Source organism: Roseibium aggregatum (genome assembly GCF_017309185.1).
Classification (GTDB): Bacteria; Pseudomonadota; Alphaproteobacteria; order Rhizobiales; family Stappiaceae; genus Roseibium; species Roseibium aggregatum_B.
In genome coordinates, this window is record NZ_JAEKJZ010000001.1 from 476,457 (window position 1) to 494,450 (window position 17,994).

The window sequence follows — 17,994 nt, forward strand, 5'->3', positions numbered from 1 at the left end:
GAGCCCGTACCCCGACGAGCCGCGTTGCCGTCCTGTCAAAGCAACTGCCGGAGAAGTCTGTGCAATTTCGGCCACAAAGTGCTGCTCTTTGTGGAGGGTCAATGAGAAGCCTCGGCTGTCGGCCGGCCGCGCGGCCGGTGCCTGTCGGAAACCGGACTTTATGGAATTCAAGGCGATTTGGCGCCAAGTCTCGCCAAGCGGAGACGGACCTGTTAAGAAGCCCGGCCATGGGTCGATACATTAAAGTGGATGACGAATGATCTCAGTGCATGAAGCCGTTGTCAGCAAGACTTTGAAGACGTTTCTTGCAGCAGGAATTTGCGCGGCCACGCTCGCCGGTTGCGGCGGCACCGCTCAAAAGATAATCGCGGGCGGTCAGGAGCCCATTGAGATTTCTCCGGAAACCTTCGCCCCGGCGGTCCCCTGTCCGCCAATGGAGCTGCAGTCCAACACCTATCTGATCGCGAAATACGTTCGTGGCAAGGAGAACGAGCGCGAGGGGCTTCTCTATCAGGCAACGGTTGAAGACTGGGCGAACACCTGCACGAAGGAACCCGACGGCGGCCGGCGTATGAAGGCCGGGTTCTCCGGAACGTTGACCTCGGGGCCGGCCTGGAAGGGCGGCGAAGTCATCTTGCCCCTGCGTGTGGCGATCGTGCCGGGCGGCAGCGAAGCGAAGCCGCTTTCCTCGGAGGTGCTGAACATCCCCGTGACACTTGGTTCGGACGCGCCGAGTGAAAAGTGGACCCTCATCGAAAACAAGTTCACGATCCCTTCGGATGTAAGCGTGAAGGTGGTGTTCGGCTTCGACGAGCGCGGCCGTTGAACACGGTCGAGCGCCTGAAGACAACATGAGATTGTATCGGGGTAAAACCCGCGGGCGTTAATGTCGGATATTGACAAGCCGATGTCTGCCTCGCACAATCGCCGCTCAATTGGGGTCGTTCCCCGGTTGGCGTGGCAACACGTTTGAAGCATGTGCGGGAGAGGCCGGGCGAGAAGTTCCCGGCGCCGAAGGAGCAACCGCCCCGGAAACTCTCAGGCAAAAGGACCGCACGCGCGAAAACGCTCTGGAAAGCAGTGCTCCGCATTCGGAAATGGCGGACTGCTCACCGAAGGAGTAACCGTCCGGTACCGCATGTGCGCCGACGGGAAATCTCTCAGGTACTCGGACAGAGGGGGTGCAGACGGATTGGTCCAAGACGGGGCGATTCGGCACTGCGCAACCCCGAATACGAGGACCGTTCATGGCGGAAACCGTTACAGAAAGCGCTCTGAAACAAACGCCGCTTCACGATCTCCATGTGGAACTTGGCGCCCGGATGGTGCCCTTCGCCGGTTATTCCATGCCGGTGCAGTACAAGGCCGGTATTTTGACCGAGCATCTGCACACCCGCGCCAAGGCGGGTCTGTTCGATGTTTCCCACATGGGCCAGGCAATTCTGACCGGCCCGGATCATGAAACCACGGCGCGGGCGCTTGAGACGCTCACCCCTTCCAATTTTCTCGAACTCGCTCCGGGCCGCCAGCGGTATACGGTCCTTTTGAACGATGAAGGCGGCATCATCGACGATCTGATGGTCACCCGGCCCGTCTCGAAGGACGACGACGGCAAGCTGCTGCTTGTGGTCAATGCCGCACGCAAGGAAGTCGACTATGCACACTTCCGCTCCAGGCTCCCGGAAAATGTCACGCTGGATGTCGTCGAGGACCGGGCGCTGATCGCCGTCCAGGGGCCGGAAGCGGTCGCCGCCGTGTCGGCCCACGCGCCCGCGGCGGCGGAACTTTCCTTCATGTCTGCCGCGCCCATGGAGTTCGACGGCATCGCCTGCCACATCGCCCGGGCAGGCTACACCGGTGAGGACGGCGTCGAGATGTCGGTCCCGGCGGACGCCGCGCAGGCAATCGCCCGGACGCTTCTGGCCGACGAACGAGTGGAACCCGTTGGGCTTGGCGCCAGGGACAGCCTGCGGCTGGAGGCCGGACTTTGCCTCTACGGTCACGACATCGACGAAACCACGTCTCCAGTGGAGGGGGGCATCACGTTCTGCATGCAGAAGCGCCGCCGCGAGAACGGAGGTTTTCCGGGCGCGGACCGTATCCGGAAAGAGTTGCGCGACGGCCCCGCTCGTGTGCGCGTCGGCCTGAGGCTTGAAGGCAAGGCGCCGGCCCGCGAAGGAGCGGAGATCGCGCTTGCCGGCGGCGACGTGATCGGAACGGTGACGTCCGGCGGCTTCGCCCCCACTGTCGGCGCTCCGATTGCCATGGGCTATGTGCCCGCCGGGCACGCGGAACCGGGCACCGCCCTTGAAATCATAGTGCGAAACCGGCGTCTTGCGGCGAAGGTTTCGGGGATGCCCTTCGTGCCGAACAACTATTACCGCAAACCCTAATCATTCCAGAGAGCGGACAGAACATGACGATCTATTTTTCCAAAGACCACGAATGGATTTCCGTCGACGGCGATGTCGCAACCATCGGCATTACCTCCTATGCCCAGGAACAGCTCGGCGACGTTGTCTATGTGGAGCTGCCGGAAACCGGCAAGGCTCTGTCTCAGGGCGACGAGGCGGCTGTGGTGGAATCCGTCAAGGCCGCCAGCGAAGTCTACGCACCGATCGACGGCGAGGTCGTTGAAGCCAACGACGCGCTTGCCGACGAGCCGGCCAAGGTCAATGAAGATCCGGAAGGCTCCGCCTGGTTCATAAAACTCAAGGTGGGGAATGCGGATCAGCTGAGCGATCTGATGGACGAGGCGGCCTACAAGGCCTACGTGGAGACCCTCTAAGTCATGGTGGGGCACGTCTACACCGCGCAAGTGGAATGGGCCTGCGACGGCGATTATGCCGCCAACGCCTATTCCCGGGGCCACATCTGGCGTTTTGATGGCGGACTGGAAATTCCGGCCAGCGCCTCGCCCACGGTTGTGCCCCTGCCGCATTCCATCGAAGCGGCGGTCGATCCGGAGGAAGCCTTCGTCGCCGCCATCTCCTCCTGCCACATGCTGTGGTTCCTGGACATGGCGCGACGCGCGGGCTTCAAGGTGGCGAGTTATCGCGACAGCGCGCAGGGCGAGATGCGCCGGGTCGCACCTGGCAAGATGGCGATCACGAAGGTGACGTTAAGGCCTGAAGTCACGCTGGTCACCAACGAGGACCCGGACCCGACCTGGCTGACCGACCTGCATGAAAAGGCGCATGACGTCTGTTTCATCGCCAATTCGGTGAAATGCGACATCGTGGTGGAGGCCGAACCCCACCGCCTGATTACGCCTTGAACGAACACTTGGATGGCATCGCCCGGGCCTCAGTCCGAACGAAGCGCGCGTAAAGATCCGGCCGGCCCGCCGCTCCCGTACTAAGGAGAGGGCGCGGTTCCCCGGCGATGCTGCGCACAGGAAATGAACACACGCTCTGCGAACGATTGGGTCCCGGCTCGGCACTGCGCCCGGCAGGGATGACAGCCGAACCATTCGGCCACCGTTCGCAGGTACAGGTTAAACAACTCTTGGGAGCCGCACGATGCGCTACCTGCCTTTGAACGATACCGACCGAAGTGACATGCTCGCCCGGGTCGGCGTTGACTCGATCGACGATCTCTTCGCCGACATTCCTGAAGATGTCCGCCTGAAGGGGCTTCTGGACCTGCCCAAACGCGCCAGCGAGATGGAGGTGGAACGCAAGCTCTCCGCCATGGCGGCCAGGAACACCGCGGCCGGGGCCGTACCGTTCTTCGTCGGGGCTGGCGCCTACAAGCACCATGTACCGGCGACCGTCGATCACCTGATCCAGCGCTCTGAGTTCCTGACGTCCTACACGCCTTACCAGCCGGAAATCACGCAAGGCACGCTTCAGTACCTGTTCGAGTTCCAGACCCAGGTTGCGCGGCTCACAGCCATGGATGTCGCCAACGCGTCCATGTATGACGGCTCCACCGGTACCGGTGAGGCGGTGCTGATGGCTCACCGGGTCACGAAACGCAACAAGGCGGTCCTGTCCGGCGGCTTGCATCCGCAGTACCGGGAAGTGGTCGAGGGCCTGTCGAAAATGGCCGGCGACCGGGTGGTCAGCCTGCCGGCGGACCCGTCCGGCACCGAGGACATTCTTTCCCAGATCGATGACGAGACCTCCTGTGTCGTCGTCCAGTCGCCGTCCTTCTACGGTCAGCTCATCGATCTGAAGCCGATCGCCGAAAAGGCGCATGCGCACAAGGCGCTGCTGATTGCCGTCTTCACCGAGGTCGTCTCGCTCGGCCTGATCGAGCCGCCGGGAACGCAAGGCGCCGATATCGTGGTTGGCGAAGGGCAGTCCATCGGCAACGGCCTCAATTTCGGCGGCCCCTACGTGGGCCTTTTCGCAACCCGCCAGAAATACGTGCGTCAGATGCCCGGGCGCCTTTGCGGCGAGACGACGGACGCGGAAGGAAAGCGCGGCTTCGTGCTGACGCTGTCCACCCGAGAGCAGCATATCCGTCGCGACAAGGCGACCTCCAACATCTGCACCAACTCGGGCCTCTGCTGTCTTGCCTTCACGATCCACATGTCGCTTCTGGGGCAGGCGGGACTGACGAAGCTGGCACGCATCAACCACGGCAATGCGGTGAAGCTGAGAAAGCTCCTCGGCGGCATCCACGGGGTTGAGGTGCTGAATTCAGCCTATTTCAACGAATTTACAATCGCGTTGCCGAAACTGGCCGAGGACGTGGTGGCGCAACTCGCCGACCGCGGACTTCTGGCCGGTCTGCCGGTTTCCCGCCTGGAGCCGAAAAACAAGGATCTGGCGAACCTGCTGGTCGTCGCCTCGACCGAGGTCAACACGGATGAAGATCGCGCGGCCTTTGCCGGCGCGCTGAAGGAGGTGCTGGCATGAGCATGAACACGCAAGGACGTCCGACCAACCCGGGAGAAGCGGGAGAAAGCTTCCGGCCCAAGACCTTCACCGGCAACCGCGGCCTCGACATGGAAGAGCCGCTGATCTTCGAATTCGGTTCGCTGGAAACCACCGGTGTCGATCTTGACGAAGACGGCGGCGTGGAGTTCGAACTCGGCGGTCATGCGCGTGAGGCGGAGATCGGCCTGCCGGGCCTTGCCGAACCGGAGGCCATGCGCCATTACGTGCGCCTGTCGCGCAACAATTTCGCCATCGACAGCGGTCTTTATCCGCTCGGCTCCTGCACCATGAAGCACAATCCGCGCCTGAACGAGAAGATGGCGCGGCTGCCGGGGTTCGCCGATATTCACCCCTTGCAGCCGGCCTCCACCGTCGAAGGCGCCCTGGATCTGATCGACGAGCTGGCCCGCTGGCTGATGGTCTCGACCGGGACATCCGCCGTGGCGATGAGCCCGAAGGCCGGCGCCCATGGCGAGCTTTGCGGCATGATGGCGATCAAGGCGGCGCATGAAGCCGCCGGGCGCGATCCGAAGATCGTCCTGGTTCCGGAAAGCGCACACGGCACCAATCCGGCGACCGCCGCGCTGCTGCGCTACAAGGTCGTGTCCATCGACGCCAAGGACGACGGTACGGTCGATCTGGAGGCCCTGAAGCGGACCATTGCCGAGCACAGCGGCAACATCGCCGGCATCATGCTGACCAATCCGAACACCTGCGGCCTGTTCGAGCGGGAGATCCGGCAGATCGCCGACATGATCCACGCCGAGGAGGCCTATTTCTACTGCGACGGGGCCAATTTCAACGCCATCGTCGGCAAGTCCCGCCCGGGCGATCTCGGCATCGACGCCATGCACATCAATCTGCACAAGACCTTCTCCACGCCGCACGGCGGCGGCGGGCCGGGTGCGGGGCCGGTGGTCCTGTCGGATCGTCTCGCCCCCTTCGCACCGCTGCCCTTCCTGCGCAAGACGGACAAGGGTGTTGAGCTGGTGGAAACGGAAGCGGCGACGCGGGAGGGAGAGAAGCCCTTTGGTCGCATGACCGCCTTCCACGGCCAGATGGGCATGTATGTCCGTGCGCTCTCCTACATGATGAGCCACGGTTCGGACGGTCTGAAACAGGCGTCGGAAGACGCGGTCCTCAACGCCAACTATATCCGTGTCGGCCTGCAGGACCTGATGAGCTTGCCTTTCGGCGAGCGCCCCTGCATGCATGAGGTACTCTTCGACGACAGCTTCCTGAAGGACACCGGGGTCACGACGCTCGATTTCGCCAAGGCGATGATCGACGAGGGCTACCACCCGATGACCATGTATTTCCCGCTGGTCGTCCACGGAGCCATGCTGATCGAGCCGACGGAATCGGAAAGCCGGGCCTCCCTCGATCTTTTTGTCGCGACCATGCGGGACCTTGTCATGAGCGCTCAGCGCGGCGAGACGGAACGTTTTGCCGGCGCGCCCTATCTGGCCCCGCGCCGCCGCCTCGACGAAACGACGGCGGCCCGCAAGCCGGTTCTCAAATGGAGCGAGCCGGAACCGGCGGAAGTGACGCCCGCCGCCGCCGAATAAACCGGAGGCGGATCAACGGCGAAGTTGCCTGCCTGGCGCTTCGCCGTTCCGGGTGCCTGTGCTCCCCTGGCAGGCGATGTCCGGGGTTTCCGCCCGGGAGGCGGAGGGGCTTCGGTTGCGATTGATGTCCCCCGGCGACGTCAGCGGATCGGGTCCAACTGCTCGTCGTCGTCATCAGGCGCCCTGGTCGGAACGAACCAAAGGGTAGGATCTTTGAGTGGGGTCTCCGGACCGAGCAGAGGGTTGGCGATCGTGAAGATCCTGCGCCTGTCCAGCCGAGCCCTCTTGATGTCGTCCTCGAAGTGTTTCCGGAACAGATCGTTAAAAGACCCGTCCGCGATCATGTCCCGCAATCCGCGTTCGATTCTTTCAGCAAGATCCGGGCGTTTCGGCGTCACGAAGAAATAGACCGGGTGAGGAATGAAGAGAGCTACCTCCCGGTCGATGGACAGCGACGGGTGCGCTGCCGCGAGCGCGTCGTATTCGGCGAAAATCTCATCGATGCCGCGGCCGTAGGTCACGAAGCGTTTCAGATCCAGCATCTTGACCAGGTCGTTCTTGCTCTGACCCTTTACAACGGTGAAGCCCGCTTCTTCGAGTGCGACCGTTGTCGACCATTGGGCCCCTGAACCGGTCGGCAAGGCCCTGAGCTGGTCGAGCGTTTCGATTTTTCCGATCGTCTGCGGGTTGTTGCGGTTGACCAGGAACAGGCGGTAGCCCTGCAATCCCTTGCGGACCGGAATGCGGATGGGAATGAGTTTTTCTTCCCACTCTGGTTTCGTCGGCAGGGCACTGAACTCGAGATGCTCGCCGGACAGGAGTTCCACGAATTTGCGATTGCGGGAAATGCCCGACACGCCTGGCACGCGGCGTGGAGCGGCACCGGGTGCTTCGGTGCGCGCAAACACCAGGCGTGTCAATTCGGTTATGTAGTCGGAATACCGCTCCGCCCCCAGCGTTGCGCTCGAGGCACCGGACAGAAAAAGCAGCAGAAGTGTTGTCGCAGCGGTGCTAAAGACGTTTCTTGTCATCAAGATCGATGTTTCGGTCAGGTTTTTCCTAAGGTACTACGTTAATCCGTGTCCGGTAAAAATATAATAATCAGAAAAATTTTGCGTCAGGAAGTTGTTTTGGAATTTTTCGCGGTATTCTCCGATTTTTGACAATGGAGGAGAGAGAATAAAAGCAACCACAGGTCGTGTAGACATTAGAAATAAAAAGTTTGATTGGAAACCTGGCGGTCGAAGCCATATTGCCGGACAAAGCCGTTCAGATGAGTCATATTCAATGATCTTTCGCACAAGAGAGAAAGCACCTTGTTACGTATCAGCCCGCGCAAACCGACTTCGCTGACACATCGGCTGACGGAAAGAAGAGGATCGAACCCCGCCTTGATACCCCCGCACGATCTGGACACACGGCACGGCCTGCCTGAGGAGTGGCTGTTCCTCTTGAAGGGCTGTCCGCGCGAGGACTGGGCAGCGCACCGCAATCTCGGGCCGCTGACGGAGTTCTGGCTGAGCCGCCATGACGGTTTCCGGGCCGCCGGAGCGGCGCTGGAGGCGCTTCTGCGACAGTTCCGGGAAGGCAATATTCCCGCAGCCCAGTTCGGCGGACTTTTCGCGCCGCGCCTGCAGCACTTTCTGACCGATCTGCATCATCATCACATGATCGAGGATCATCAGTATTTCCCGGTTTTCATGGTGGCGGAGACGCGTCTTGCGCCCGGCTTCGAACTGCTGGAAAGCGACCATGAGCTTATCCACCAGAGGATCGACACGGTCATCGGCAGCGCGAATTCCTTCCTGGGCCAGTTAAGGACGCAGGACAGCGACGCCATCCGCCGCGCGGCCGATGCCTACGCGGCCGCCAGCGATTCCCTGATCGGCGGTCTGATGCGGCATCTCGTGGATGAGGAAGACCTGATCGTGCCGCTGATGCTGGACCGCGGCGAACATGAACTCGGCGTTTCGTGAGGCAGGCTTGTCCGGCCGTGAAACAACCGGCTTGACTCTTTGCGCCGTGTCGCGCATCTAGGCTGCATGAGCAAGATGAGCGCAGCCTTCGTTTATTTCTATTACGTCACCGACATATCGGCGGCTGCGTAGGATCTTGTCTCGACCTTGAAAACCTAAAAAGCCGCCGCGTCAGGCGGCTTTTTGGTTTCATGACCGGCTTCCTGGCGGGGGAACCAGGAAGCGGACCATGACCAACCACATGATCGAAGCCGGAAAACCGGCGACTAAACTCCGATCCGAAGCGCTCGCCGTGCTTCTGGAACGCGGGCTCGTACACCAATGCACCGATATCGATGCGCTGGACGAAACCCTGTCCGGCGGACCGATTACGGCCTACGCCGGATTCGACGCGACGGCGGCGAGCCTGCACGTCGGCCACCTGATGCCGCTGATGACCATGCGCTGGCTGCAGAAGCTGGGGCACCGGCCGATCGTCGTGCTCGGCGGAGGCACCAGCCAGATCGGCGATCCGAGTTTCAGGAAGGACGCCCGGCCGATGCTCGAACAGCGGCAGATCGCCGCCAATATCGCGTCCATCCGCCGCTCCGTGGAACGGCTGGTGGACATGGATGGGCCCGATGGCGCGCTCCTGATCGACAACGCGGAGTGGCTCGACGAGTTCCGCTTCCTGGAGTTCCTCCGCGATTACGGATCCCAGTTCACCGTCAACCGCATGCTGACCTTCGACAGCGTCAAGTCCCGCCTCGACGCGCAGATGCCCCTGACGGTACTGGAATTCTGCTACATGATGCTGCAGGCCGTCGATTTTCTGGAACTGGCCAGGCGTCACGATTGCCGCCTTCAGGTGGGCGGCTCGGACCAGTGGGGCAATATCGTCAACGGCGTGGAACTCGGCCGCCGGGACGGTCGCAAGCTGCACGGTCTCACCGTACCACTTCTGACCACCGCAAGCGGTGCCAAGATGGGCAAGACCGCGGCCGGCGCCGTCTGGCTGCATCCCGAACATCTGTCGCCTTTCGGGTTCTGGCAGTTCTGGCGCAATACCGCCGATGCGGATGTGGGCCGGTTCCTGCGCCTCTTCACCGAATTGCCGATCAGGGAGGTCGAGCGCCTGTCTGAGCTTCAGGGCGCCGAGCTGAACGAAGCCAAGAAAATCCTGGCCACCCAGGTGACCACCATCGTTCACGGCCCCGAAGAAGCCCGCGCCGCGCTGCAGCAGGGTGACGCCCTCTTTGCGGGCGAGGGCGAAGTCCTGGAACCGACCCATAGACTGCCGCTGAAGATGCTGGCGGACGGTCTCGGACTTCTGGAGCTTGTCGTTGCAGTGGGCTTCGCGGCTTCCAACGGCGAGGCGCGGCGACTGGTGGAGGGCGGCGGTGTCCGGCTGAACAATGCGGTCACCGACGATCCGCGCCGCCGTATCGCCATCGGAGACCTGCAGGCCGACGACCGGCTGGCGCTCTCCGTCGGCAAGCGCCGAAAGGCGCTGGTGGCATTTGCGTAGTCGCCGTGAGGTTCGGGTTTCGGCCCGAACCTCCATCTTTGGTTTGACTGCTTGAGGTTGCCCGGCTTGAGGTTGCCGGGACAAGACCTCAAAGGATCAGGGGCGTTGTCGGGAACCATGTGGTGATCTTGCCGGTCATGCCGTGGATCTCCTCAATTCGAATGACCTTGTAGGAGGAATGCGTTCCTAGGGGATCCATGGTCACGATCGCAGGGCCCTCGCGGTGTATGGTCGTTCCCCACATGACCTCGACATGTCCAACGTGTCCGGAGGCCGGCTTGTAGCCGACCATCAGGGGGCCGCACATGTTGAGCCTCGCCAAGGCGCTCTCGGCGTAAAACTTTCCGGGCGACTGTTTGACCGGGCGCAGGCCCAAAAGCAGTTCCCAGACCTGCTGACCGCTCGGTATTCGCAGGCCGCCCTCGCCATCGGCGGCCTTTTCCTCCTGCATGCCTTCGATGATTTGCGCCATCGAATAGTTTTTCCGGTCGACCCGTGTTTGCAGCCAGCTCGCCGTCGCGGCCGCCCAGCAGGTCTTGCCGTTATTCTGACTGACCGCGGGCGGCCTTCTCTTCAGTTTTTCAAAGGGTTTCCCGAACAGAACGGCGTCCGTGAACGCGCCGATCACACCGTCGGCCATCAGGCCCTTCGAGCTTTGAAACGCCATCACGGCGCCTTCGGTCCTGGCGCCGAAATTACCGTCCGGATCCAGTCCGGCATGGGGAGGAAGGCTGTTCAGTTTCTTCTGGGCCTGTTCGACATAAGGTCCCTTGTATCCACGTTTGGCAAAGACAGACGCCATCTGTTCCAATCTCCAGTTGCTTAAGCCCAGCGACTGCCCTTTGCTATCGGACGGGATAGTGGTGTTTCTGCCTTCAAGATGGCGTGACCAGCGTCACAGGCTTGCGCAATCCATGGGCGAGCACGTTTCGCTGCGGCAGGGACAGGGACAGGGCGGGATTGCCCGCAGACAGGAGGAGACAAACAGCGATGAAGTCCGGAACCTTTGTTCTTGTCCACGGGGTTTGGCACGGCGGCTGGTGCTGGTCTCGCGTGGCGGAGATCTTGCGGGCCCGGGGGCACAGGGTCACGGCTCCGACCCAGACCGGTCTCGGAGAGCGCGCGCATCTTCTGTCCGCGGATATCACGATCCAGACCTTCGTCGACGATATCGTCGGCCACCTGAACTATGAGGACCTCGGTGAGGTTGTTCTGGTCGGGCACAGCTTCGGGGGCATTCCGGTCACGGGCGTTGCCGATGTGCTGCCGGAGCGGATCCGCAAACTGATCTATCTCGATGCCATCATGCTTGAAAGCGGAGAAACCTGGTTCGATCTCCTTCCCGGCGACATGGCGCGTGAGCGCAGGGCGGTGGCGGAGAAAACAAGCGGCGGCCTGAGCCTGCCGCCAGCCCCACCCGAGAGCTTCGGCATCGTTCGCCCCTCGGATGTGGCCTTTCTGGAGGGCCGGCTTACGCCGCATCCGTTCAGAACCTTCACCACGGCTCTCAACCTGAACAATCCGGTCGGCAACGCTCTGCCTGCCGCATATATCGAGTGTATGCAACCGGCTTATCGTCCGGCCCGTGTCGCTCTGGAGCGCGCTCAAGGGCTCGGCTGGCCCGTCGCCCAGATCGCCTCCGGGCACGACGCCATGGTGAGCGAACCCGAAGCGCTGGCGGACCTTCTGGAAGAATTAGATAATCCACTTTAATAAGTTGTAATTTCTTGCAAAAGGCAACTATATATATCAAGATATAGCTATTGCTATTTTTGCAAGAATATTTGCGGGATAAAATCCAGATTATATTTGCTTGGGAGGTAGTAAATGCCGATATCAAGTAAAAAGATTGTAATTGTCGATGAAGAAATAGAAAAGCGTGTAAGTGATGCGTTAAGTGAAATAAATTCTCTAAATCTGGGTGAGTTGCTGAATCAAGATTTAGAAAAATCTAGAAACTATTTTGTTTTTGTTTCGTTCTTCAGCCTTTTGTTATTTATGTCGGATCTCAGCGCGTTGAAAATATTTGATTTGGAAGTTGAGGTATTGGTTACTCAGTATCTTCTGTTTTCGAGTTTTCTTTTAGTGGTAACATTTTGCTTCGGTGTTTACTACCATGTAAACGCAACTGCAGAGTTTCTTGGAAAGCGTGCAGCAAGGGCGAATGCGAGACTAAAATTGAGGTTGCTCGGTGAAGAAATAACTGAGAAGCGAAAGAGAATTCTGCACGCAGCAGAAAGAGAGATTGCAATTGCAAGTAAATCAAATCACTTGGATGATAAGTCCGCTCCGCTGCGAGCAAAAGAATATGCAAAAATAGAAATGCAAGAAATTCTAGAAGTGGATAGTAGTTTTAAGAGGCAACTCGATAGGTCGAAGTTTATACATTCTTTTATAATTTGGTCATGTTTCGTAATTGTAACTATCGGATACTTTTTTCGAAACTATCAAGAAATAAGTAAACTGGAAGAAACAAAAAAAATTATAGAATTTTTGGTAAAACTTCTGAATTAGTTCAGTGAGATCCAGGATAAACTTTGCAAGAATCGAAGTTTAGATCAATGCCTCGAGAGTGTTCATCGATATTGTTAGCTTCAAAGGCGTGGAAAATGATTTCACCAGGAAAAACGTATCCTTCTGGTGTTTGGATTCCTGCAGGACAGAAAATACGTATTGTTCCTTGCTTGGACGGTATCGTCACTTCATTCTCATCAATCATTGAGGTATGAGTTCTCATGCAGAACCTGTTATTCGCATTTACGTAATATTCAACGAACTCGATGGAAACATCTTCCTGAACGCAGTCCCTTAAATCTGCTGCATGAATATTTTGAGATTTAACCATTGCGGCGAAAAGAAGAACTAAAAAGATGAGAATTTTCAACATTATAATCTCCGAAAATATGTTCCAATCATGATATTTAAGCTGATTTTAGAATAAAATAGCTAAACTGAAACAGAAGTGCAACTTTTAATAGATAATAGTTTGGAGGCATTTTCTGGTAATTAATCGTCACTGGCCAAGCTGAGGGATACTATCGGGGTGGTTCTTTCTAGAGCTGACCCAACAGCCTGCCATCGCAAGATCGGCAAGGCTGCCGATGTGAAAAAAAGGGGGCGGCCGGGTGGACGAGCCGCCCCGAAATGGGTTCTTCCGATCGGTTAGAAGAACCCGAGCTTGTTCGGGTTGTAGCTGACCAGCATGTTCTTGGTCTGCTGGTAGTGGTCGAGCATCATCTTGTGGGTCTCGCGCCCGATGCCGGACTGCTTGTAACCGCCGAAGGCGGCGTGAGCCGGGTAGGCGTGATAGTTGTTGACCCAGACGCGGCCGGCCTCGATCGCGCGTCCGAAGCGGTAGCAGGTGTTGGCATCGCGCGACCAGACACCGGCGCCAAGGCCGTACATGGTGTCGTTGGCGATCGCCAGGGCTTCGGCTTCGTCCTTGAAAGTCGTGACGGAAACGACCGGACCGAAGATTTCCTCCTGGAAGACGCGCATCTTGTTGTGGCCCTTCAGGATGGTCGGCTGGACGTAGTATCCGCCGGCGAGATCTCCGTCGAACTTCGCTTCCGCGCCGCCGACCAGAACCTCCGCGCCTTCCTCGACGCCGATGGTGAGATAGGACAGGATCTTGTCCTGCTGCTCACGGCTTGCCTGCGCGCCGACCATGGTGTCGATGGCCCGGGGATCGCCCTGCTTGATGGCCTTGACCCGTTCGATCGCCCGCTCGATGAAGGCTTCGTAGATGTCTTCCTGGATCAGCGCGCGGCTCGGACAGGTGCAGACCTCGCCCTGGTTGAAGGCGAACAGAACGAAGCCCTCGATGGCCTTGTCCAGAAATGCATCGTCCTCACGCATGACATCGGAGAAGAAGATGTTCGGCGATTTGCCGCCAAGCTCCAGAGTGACCGGAATCAGGTTTTCCGTGGCGTATTGCATGATCATCCTGCCGGTCTGGGTCGATCCGGTGAAGGCGATCTTGGCGATGCGCGGCGATTTGGCCAAGGGTGCTCCGACTTCAGCACCGTAGCCGTTGACGATGTTGAGAACACCGGCGGGAAGCACGTCGGCAAGGAGTTCGGCAAGCACCATGATTGCGGCGGGCGTCTGCTCGGCCGGCTTCAGCACGATGCAGTTTCCGGCGGCCAGCGCCGGCGCCAGTTTCCAGGCGGCCATCAGGATCGAGAAGTTCCACGGAATGATCTGCCCGACGACGCCGAGCGGCTCGTGGAAGTGATAGGCGATGGTGTCGGCGTCGATTTCCGACATCGAGCCTTCCTGGCCGCGCAGGACACCGGCGAAATAGCGGAAGTGATCGACGGCCAGGGGAATGTCGGCAGCGGTTGTCTCGCGGATCGGCTTGCCGTTGTCCCATGTCTCGGCCCGCGCAAGCAGGTCGAGGTTCTCTTCCATGATATCAGCGACCTTGAGCAGGACATTCGCGCGTTCGGCGGCCGGAGTTCTGCCCCAGCCTTCCTTTGCCGCATGGGCGGCGTCCAGCGCCAGTTCGACGTCCGCGCCGTCGGAGCGGGCCACTTCGCCCACCGCGGCGCCGGTGATCGGCGTGATGTTGGTGAAGTAACGCCCGTTGACGGGCGCGACGAATTTGCCGCCGATGAAATTGTCGTAGCGGGCCGCGAATGGCGCAGTGTTCACATCCGCGAAAGTCGGCATCTCGTTCATGATTTTTCCTCCAATGACCTGGTCCTCCGCCAGGCACTGGAGGAAAATGGCGAGAGGTCTCGGGGCTGTCAGCCCGGGGGCACGCGTTCACGCCGGCGCACTGTCTCAGTATTGAGACAGGTCAGGAGGTCTTTTCGCCGATGCCGAGCCTCTTCATGCGCCGGTAAAGCGTTGCCCGCCCGACGCCGAGAGCTCTCGCGGCTTCCGAGACATTGCCGCCCGCGCGGGTGAGGGCGCGCACGACGGCGGCCCGTTCGGCGGTCCTCAAGCCGCCTGCCTCGTCGTTCCGGCCAAGGAGGTCGGTTGCGGGACGCGGCGAAAGCGGACCGGCAATCCCGAGACCAAAAGCCTTGCGCGCGCCACGGGTCGCCCCGACGACGATATCGTTGCAGTCGACGGCAAGCAGCATCGTCGTGTCCGAGGCGTCGGTGCCGGCACAGACGATCCGGTCCCGGGCGAAGGCTGCGCGGAACGCCTCGGCTTCGATCTGGCGTGCCATCTGAGCCACCATCGCGGCGATCAGCCGGTTGAAGGCTTCGGTCTGGTCCGATCTGGCGGAGGATACGTCGAGGGCGCCCGCAAGCCGGCCATCCGGGCCGAAGATGGGCGCATCCATGCAGCTCATGCCGGCGTTGCGTGCCAGGAAATGCTCGTTCTGATGAACGATGATAGGACGTTCCTCGGCCACGCAGGTGCCGACGCCGTTGGTTCCGACGGCCGCTTCGCTCCAGTCGGTTCCCGTCGACAGGCCCCATTCCCGGAAAACTGTTTCATCGGCGGGTCCGCAGCGCTGGTCGAGAATGACCCCTTCGGCATCCGTGAGAAGCACGGTGCAGCCGGACTGACCGACCAGGCCGAAAAGCTGGTCCAGTTTCGGTGCCGCGATCCGGGAAAGGGCGCCTGTCCGGTCGAGGCGTTGCCGCAACTGGCTGTCGCCGATCCGCTCTGGACCATGGCCCTCTCCGGGATGAAGCCCGTGCTTGTCCATCGAGCGCCGCCACGATGCCGCGATCCGGGAAACGGCCGGCGCCGACCCCGATTGCACGGTCTGAAAGACGGTATCCACGTGATTTTTCATTTTGCGATCATGAACCTTCGGCAGGCTTGCAGGACAAGTGGCTGGCAGCCGTCGATCCGTTCCTCCCATGAACGCTGCGTAAGGCGGTGAAGGATGACGGCATTTGCGGAAGAATTCAAGCTTCGGCATGCAGGCGTCGCGGCAAGACCGGATGTAGCAGCCACGGCGGAGCGCGGGCGTGCATACAAAAACCCCGTCTCCTTTTCTGGGAAACGGGGTTGAAGGGTCATTCGCGGGGAAAGCGAAGGTCGCCCTTTTTGTGACCTGCTTATGCCTGCAGGCGGGATCTGATTTCCTTGCGCAATTCGTCGATCGGCGACCTCTTGCCATCCTTGCTGGTGTGCCAGAAGGTCCAGCCGTTGCAGGCCTCCTGGCCCTGGACCAGCGCGCCGACCTTGTGGATCGAGCCGGTATGATCGCCGGACTTCAGCGAGCCGTCGGCGCGCACGACGGCAAGGTGCCGTCCTCTGGAACAGGTCAGTTCGGTGCCCGGTTCGATCAGGCCGCTTTCCAGCAGCGTGCCGAAGGGGATGCGTTTCTGGGCGCGCTTGCCCTGCTGCATCTCAAGCGCTTCACCGGCGCCCGGTTCGATCGCGTCGATCCGTGCGGTGGCCGCGTCGATATAGTCCTGTTCGCGCTCGACACCGACAAAGTGGCGACCGAGTTTCTTGGCGACAGCACCCGTGGTGCCCGTGCCGAAGAAAGGATCGAGCACCACGTCGCCCGGTTTCGACGAGGCCGTCAGCACCCGGTAGAGCAGGGCTTCCGGCTTCTGGGTCGGGTGCACTTTCTGTCCCGCCCGATCCTTCAGCCGTTCGGCGCCCGTGCACAGCGGCAGATGCCAGTCGGAGCGCATCTGAAGATCGTCGTTGAAGGTCTTCAGGGCATCGTAATTGAAGGTCGGCTTGGCCTCCTTGGACTTCACCGCCCAGATCATCGTCTCATGGGCGTTGGTGAACCGCTTGCCGCGGAAATTCGGCATCGGGTTCGACTTCAGCCAGACGATGTCGTTCATGATCCAGAAGCCGAGGTCCTGAAGGATCGCACCCACCCGGAAGATGTTGTGATAGGAGCCGATCACGTAGAGCGAGCCGTCCGGCTTCATCACCCGTCGCGCGGCCAGCAGCCAGGCTCGGGTAAAGGCGTCGTAGGCCTCGAAACTCTCGAACTGGTCCCAGTGATCGTCGCAGGCATCGACCTTGGACTGGTCGGGCCGGTGGAGATCGCCGCCGAGCTGCAGATTATAAGGCGGATCGGCGAAGACCAGGTCGACGGACCGGGACGGCAGCTTCTCAAGGGCGGACACGCAGTCGCCCTTCAGAATGGTGTTCAACCAGGAAGCGGGTGCTTCCGCACAATTTGATTGGTGGGGTGCCGCTTTGGACACCCCGGTACGCAGTACACTCATTGCGACGCATTACCTCACGCAATTTCGAGTGTCATGGTTACCGGTTTTGGTAAATCAGCGGTTAAGCGATGAAAACAAAAATTCTTATTGAATCAAGGCTTTGTTTACAATCGTAAAAGCTGAATGAGAGGTTAATGCGCCGGTCCCGCCGAAAAGGCCAGAATTCTGCTGATTTCGTTGAGATTGCGACCGGACGTTGTCTTCCATTCGTTAAAGCTTTGCTGGATTGCGGTTAGATTTTTTTTCGAAAGACGGTCGTTGTCGATCACGTTTTCGCGGACCAGGGCGTTAACCACATCGCCGGAGAGGATGAAGCTTTCCTTGCCCATGTACCGGAGCGCGATTTGGCCGGTGTTGCCGCCGAGGCGGCTGCCGCGCTTCTTCAGGAGCTCCATCAGGCCGACCTGGTCGGTGACGGGATAGCGGGCGAAGAACCTGGCCGCGCTGCCGTGTTCCGTGGCGAGATCCTTGAGAAAGAGTGCGTTTTCCTGAACGGACTTGATTTTTGCGGCGTTGCGGACGATGCGCTTGTCCTTGAGAAGCTGTTCGTAGGCCTCGTCGGGCAAAAAGGCGAGCCGAGCCACGTCGAAGCCCTGAAAGGCCTGTTCGAACCCCGGCCACTTCGCCTCGATTACCTTCCAGCTGAAGCCGGCGCGAAAAACGCATTTCGTGAACATGGAGAGCCAGCGGTCGTCGCCGATGTTCTCAAGTTCGGCTTCCGGTTTGGGCGCAGCGTGTTCGGCAAGCAGCGCGGCAAGTTTCTCCGCGCCGCCTTTTCGCTCCGCCGCGAGGGCTTCAACGTCTTCGAAGGATCTCATGATGGGCTCCGCGCGGTTCGATTTGGTCACGCGATCTATACCATCCCATCCCGGGAAAGCGCGACAG

At 60.0% G+C, this 17,994-nt stretch carries 17 protein-coding genes and 1 riboswitch; of the genes, 10 read left to right on the plus strand and 7 right to left on the minus strand.

Going from position 1 to position 17,994, the window contains the following annotated elements:
• The first annotated feature begins 256 nt into the window (after nt 1-256).
• The 6 genes from JF539_RS02210 (at nt 257) to gcvPB (ending at nt 6,457) form a co-directional block, all read left to right on the plus strand.
• Nucleotides 257-826 (plus strand): hypothetical protein, encoded by a 570-nt coding sequence (locus JF539_RS02210; RefSeq protein WP_207138725.1) that lies wholly within the window; start codon nt 257-259, stop codon nt 824-826.
• Between the two features lie 145 nt (nt 827-971).
• Nucleotides 972-1,064, plus strand: a riboswitch (glycine riboswitch).
• A 183-nt stretch (nt 1,065-1,247) separates the two neighbouring features.
• Nucleotides 1,248-2,393, plus strand: a complete 1,146-nt coding sequence (gene gcvT, locus JF539_RS02215; RefSeq protein WP_207138726.1) for a glycine cleavage system aminomethyltransferase GcvT — start codon at nt 1,248-1,250, stop codon at nt 2,391-2,393.
• Between the two features lie 23 nt (nt 2,394-2,416).
• Nucleotides 2,417-2,788 (plus strand): glycine cleavage system protein GcvH, encoded by a 372-nt coding sequence (gene gcvH, locus JF539_RS02220; RefSeq protein WP_207138727.1) that lies wholly within the window; start codon nt 2,417-2,419, stop codon nt 2,786-2,788.
• Between the two features lie 3 nt (nt 2,789-2,791).
• A complete protein-coding gene (locus JF539_RS02225) occupies nt 2,792-3,277 on the plus strand; it encodes an OsmC family protein (RefSeq protein WP_207138728.1) in 486 nt (161 codons plus the stop codon).
• Nucleotides 3,278-3,521: 244 nt separating this feature from the next.
• Nucleotides 3,522-4,868 (plus strand): aminomethyl-transferring glycine dehydrogenase subunit GcvPA, encoded by a 1,347-nt coding sequence (gene gcvPA, locus JF539_RS02230; RefSeq protein ID WP_207138729.1) that lies wholly within the window; start codon nt 3,522-3,524, stop codon nt 4,866-4,868.
• Nucleotides 4,865-6,457 carry an aminomethyl-transferring glycine dehydrogenase subunit GcvPB gene (gene gcvPB, locus JF539_RS02235; protein ID WP_207138730.1) on the plus strand — a complete coding sequence of 531 codons (1,593 nt, stop codon included), beginning with the start codon at nt 4,865-4,867 and terminating at the stop codon, nt 6,455-6,457. The genes gcvPA and gcvPB overlap by 4 nt, the downstream gene beginning before the upstream one ends.
• A gap of 140 nt (nt 6,458-6,597) precedes the next feature.
• Here gcvPB and JF539_RS02240 read toward each other — a convergent pair whose 3' ends face one another.
• Nucleotides 6,598-7,488 (minus strand): hypothetical protein, encoded by an 891-nt coding sequence (locus JF539_RS02240; RefSeq protein ID WP_207138731.1) that lies wholly within the window; start codon nt 7,486-7,488, stop codon nt 6,598-6,600.
• Nucleotides 7,489-7,848: 360 nt separating this feature from the next.
• Here JF539_RS02240 and JF539_RS02245 point away from each other — a divergent pair, with 360 nt between their 5' ends.
• Both JF539_RS02245 and tyrS read left to right on the plus strand, forming a co-directional pair.
• Nucleotides 7,849-8,433, plus strand: coding sequence for a hemerythrin domain-containing protein (locus JF539_RS02245; protein WP_207138732.1), 585 nt, complete (start codon nt 7,849-7,851; stop codon nt 8,431-8,433).
• A 229-nt stretch (nt 8,434-8,662) separates the two neighbouring features.
• Nucleotides 8,663-9,940 carry a tyrosine--tRNA ligase gene (gene tyrS / locus JF539_RS02250; RefSeq protein ID WP_207138733.1) on the plus strand — a complete coding sequence of 426 codons (1,278 nt, stop codon included), beginning with the start codon at nt 8,663-8,665 and terminating at the stop codon, nt 9,938-9,940.
• Between the two features lie 88 nt (nt 9,941-10,028).
• Here tyrS and JF539_RS02255 read toward each other — a convergent pair whose 3' ends face one another.
• Nucleotides 10,029-10,742, minus strand: coding sequence for a peptidoglycan-binding protein (locus JF539_RS02255; RefSeq protein WP_207138734.1), 714 nt, complete (start codon nt 10,740-10,742; stop codon nt 10,029-10,031).
• Between the two features lie 188 nt (nt 10,743-10,930).
• Here JF539_RS02255 and JF539_RS02260 point away from each other — a divergent pair, with 188 nt between their 5' ends.
• A complete protein-coding gene (locus JF539_RS02260; protein WP_207138735.1) occupies nt 10,931-11,653 on the plus strand; it encodes an alpha/beta fold hydrolase in 723 nt (240 codons plus the stop codon).
• 114 nt (nt 11,654-11,767) lie between these two features.
• On the plus strand, nt 11,768-12,454 hold the full coding sequence (locus tag JF539_RS02265; RefSeq protein ID WP_207138736.1) for a hypothetical protein: 687 nt from the start codon (nt 11,768-11,770) through the stop codon (nt 12,452-12,454).
• A gap of 1 nt (nt 12,455) precedes the next feature.
• Here the strand turns inward: JF539_RS02265 and JF539_RS02270 are convergent, their stop codons facing one another.
• The 5 genes from JF539_RS02270 to JF539_RS02290 all read right to left on the minus strand — a co-directional run bounded on the left by JF539_RS02270 (nt 12,456) and on the right by JF539_RS02290 (nt 17,927).
• Nucleotides 12,456-12,827, minus strand: a complete 372-nt coding sequence (locus tag JF539_RS02270; protein WP_207138737.1) for a hypothetical protein — start codon at nt 12,825-12,827, stop codon at nt 12,456-12,458.
• Between the two features lie 275 nt (nt 12,828-13,102).
• Nucleotides 13,103-14,623 (minus strand): aldehyde dehydrogenase, encoded by a 1,521-nt coding sequence (gene adh / locus JF539_RS02275; protein ID WP_207138738.1) that lies wholly within the window; start codon nt 14,621-14,623, stop codon nt 13,103-13,105.
• Between the two features lie 121 nt (nt 14,624-14,744).
• Complete coding sequence (locus JF539_RS02280) at nt 14,745-15,701, minus strand: GAF domain-containing protein (RefSeq protein WP_209016966.1); 957 nt, start codon at nt 15,699-15,701, stop codon at nt 14,745-14,747.
• Between the two features lie 268 nt (nt 15,702-15,969).
• On the minus strand, nt 15,970-17,109 hold the full coding sequence (locus tag JF539_RS02285; protein ID WP_209016967.1) for a site-specific DNA-methyltransferase: 1,140 nt from the start codon (nt 17,107-17,109) through the stop codon (nt 15,970-15,972).
• A gap of 131 nt (nt 17,110-17,240) precedes the next feature.
• The gene (locus JF539_RS02290) at nt 17,241-17,927 is read right to left on the minus strand and encodes a DNA-3-methyladenine glycosylase I (protein WP_207138740.1); all 687 of its coding nucleotides are present in this window, start codon (nt 17,925-17,927) and stop codon (nt 17,241-17,243) included.
• Between the last annotated feature and the right edge of the window lie 67 nt (nt 17,928-17,994).